The sequence below is a fragment of the Halorubrum sp. C191 genome (assembly GCF_002727095.1).
Classification (GTDB): domain Archaea; phylum Halobacteriota; class Halobacteria; order Halobacteriales; family Haloferacaceae; genus Halorubrum; species Halorubrum ezzemoulense.
The window spans coordinates 1-2,846 of record NZ_NHNZ01000171.1 but is presented as its reverse complement, the minus strand read 5'-3'; the positions used below and the strand labels follow the sequence as shown (position 1 = coordinate 2,846).

At 51.3% G+C, this 2,846-nt stretch carries 2 protein-coding genes; one reads left to right on the top strand and one right to left on the bottom strand.

The features are described from left to right. Positions 1-138: 138 nt before the first annotated feature. On the top strand, positions 139-462 hold the full coding sequence (locus tag Z052_RS15200) for a hypothetical protein (protein WP_099289221.1): 324 nt from the start codon (positions 139-141) through the stop codon (positions 460-462). 286 nt (positions 463-748) lie between these two features. Here Z052_RS15200 and Z052_RS15195 read toward each other — a convergent pair whose 3' ends face one another. Continuing rightward, a complete protein-coding gene (locus tag Z052_RS15195; protein WP_099289220.1) occupies positions 749-2,095 on the bottom strand; it encodes an orc1/cdc6 family replication initiation protein in 1,347 nt (448 codons plus the stop codon). Positions 2,096-2,846: the final 751 nt, after the last annotated feature.

Genomic DNA, 2,846 nt, shown 5'->3' with positions numbered 1-2,846 from the left:
ATAACTCCGAGCTCGATCAATTGCCGAAACATCCCACCAAACGCTGGTTGAGCAGAAGGCATATTGCCAGATTAGAACTGTCTGAGTGTAATTATACGGGCTTTCCGCGTTTCTACATAAGAGCGACACAAGTAGTCGATGTCCTACGAACCTCCGACCCCACCGGCGAACCTCCCGACAGAGATCGTCAACACGCTCAACGAGTCGGAGCCGGAGCAGCTTCGAGACGTTGCGACATACGCTGAAGCACTCGCCGAGCACAAGGAACGAGAGGCCCGTCTCGAGGAGTCGGCAGATCAAGAAGAGGTTGAAGAGCGACCAGACGATCTTCCGGATGACGTCCCGGCCAGAGCGACGATCACGATCAAGGAGATCAACGACAATCGCTACTACTACTGGCAGTGGCGAGAGGGGGACCAGATCAAATCCAAGTATAAGTCTCCAGTCAATCCTGACGAGTAGAACGGGTTTCTGGCCCGATATTGAGGTCTACACACCCCGTGTGCGAAATGAAATTCTCAGAGGTATCTGGTTAGCACCCCCCGTGTGCGAAATGATTTTACTCTCGATCGAGGCAGACCCCGTGTGAGAGATGAAACAGTTGACGAGTCAAGCGGGGACACCCCGTGTGCGAAATGAAATTGTGAGTACGGTTGTCAGACACACTTAGTATAGATAACATTTCTTCCGGCGGAGCCACACCCCGTGTGCGAAATGAATCAAATAGCAGCGACTGTGTTGCTCTAGGTTACTTTCCCTCAAAGAAGTCATCTATCTGGGCGTTGACAACTGACTTGATAAGATCACCTTCATCATCTGCTTCCTCGATCCGGATATCTGCTCGAAGGGTTTCAGCAACCACACCAGGATCGTCAACGAACGTGTACTCTTTGTGAACGCCACTCCCGTAGCCGCGTCCCCGCTTTTCTGATGTGACAAAGTTGTATGTCTCCGCCTCACTCATATAGCGGAGATAAGAGTCGCGCGATTTTGTATCGGCATCAAGTAAGTCAGTAAGATACTGATACACACGGTACGCGACTGTGCTGGGAACAGCGTTCAGGTTGCGTTGTGAGTAGACGGGGACGATCGCAGTAGCGTAAAGCGAGAGCTTCTTTTGGGTCGACAGACCCTGCATTTGGGTCAATGTCCGATCCCGTTCCGCTTCTTTCTGGGCATTGCGAACGTGTCCTTCATCAACCGTATCTTCGTTCCCTCGGTCCGCAATCTCGCCTGCTTTCCGGAATAGATCGATCGCTTTCCGGGCGTCGCCATGATCCTGTGCCGCAAACGCTGAGCTAAGTGGAATAATACCATCTTCAAGTACATCGTCCCGATACGCATCGCGACGTCGTCGTAGAATAGATTGTAGTTGGTCCGCATCATAGTCTGAGAAGACAACGTCTTGCGGATTGAACGAGCTCTCAGCCCGACCGTCGAGGTTCTCCATGAATCGGGGATCGTTCGTGAGCGCAGCAACGGACACGTGTCCCTCGATTTCACCGAGTTGTGAGGCCCGAGAGAGTTGATAAAGCAGCTTTGAGTAAGCTGGTTCCTCGTTCGGGTCCCGCTGTCGTCCCACCAGGAGGTCAATCTCATCCAGGATGATAATGACCGAGTCGAAATTGTTGCTCAGGATCTCATAGAATCGGCTGAGTTTCTGGTCTGTCGAGACGCCACTCTGCGGGACACCGACTTCGACGTTGGCTTCATTAGCGGCGTTTTCTACAAGACGGTAGACGGCCCTATCGTGCGATTTGATTGTCTGGCAGTTGATCTTAATAACGCCAAAACGGTCATCTTGGGCGTTCGCGAGTTCAAGAACCTGCTGACAGACCGCGTTGATGATGAGTGACTTCCCCGTCCCCGATGGCCCGTAGAGAAGCATATTGGGCGGGCGGTTCCCCTGTAATGCCGGTCGGAGATAGGTGATGATATCGTCCAGCTGGTCATCACGACCGACGATCCGGTCCTCGTCGATGACGGCATCCGGGTCAAGAAGACCCTTATCTCGAAAAACCGAGTTCTGAACGCCCTCTTGGAGGCGACCTTTGATAGATTGTGAGAGGGACTGTTGGTCGTCGCCGTCAGCCATATTTGCGCAGTTAGGTCGAAACTATAAATAAATATGGGTACCGTGTGCGAGATTAAATTTGCTGAATTCTACCGATACAGACGGTTTCACGATGGGTAGATGGAGTAATACCGTAACCACGGGCGAAATCAATTAATCGTAGTGACCCCCCGTGTGCGATATGAAATGTCGATCAGGTCATCGAACAACTATCGATGTCGAAGCGAGACAGAAGAGCTCGGAGGAGGTACCCCGTGTACAAGATGAAATACTGGACATAGTCTCAACTAGATGTGTCGAGAATATCTCTTGAGTGTCTCAAGTGGAGTCTGATCTCGTCGGTAAGTCACCCCCACACCCCGTGTGCGATATGAATTTAACGAGAAGGTAGGCACAGACGAATCATCCGAGGATGTCGATATCTAGTGAGAAAGCCCATGAGAAGACGTTAATCCGACGAAGACATCCAGCTCACGAATGAGCAAAGCTACGGGCGAGTTCGGTTATATCACGAAACATACTGGTTCGTTTCAACCGACTATAGTCCCATTGCGGCTATGGTTGACAGAGTGGCTATGTAAAGGTTTCCTTGGTACATAGCCTATCTTGATATCGCTGTCTTTGAGACTTCTTCACCGTGAAATTGCCGATTTCCGATGTTTTGTGGTTTCTCTCCAGAGCTACCCCTCCCGCCATCCTCTCGATTTCATATCGCACACGGGGTGTGGGGGTTCGACCTCAGAGGGGCCGTAGTCGCTCTTATGTAGAACTA

Excerpts from the sequence above, each read along its gene's own strand:
- Z052_RS15200 (WP_099289221.1), top strand. The coding sequence starts at position 139 with ATGTCCTACGAACCTCCGACCCCACCGGCGAACCTCCCGACAGAGATC.
- Z052_RS15195 (WP_099289220.1), bottom strand. The coding sequence starts at position 2,095 with ATGGCTGACGGCGACGACCAACAGTCCCTCTCACAATCTATCAAAGGT.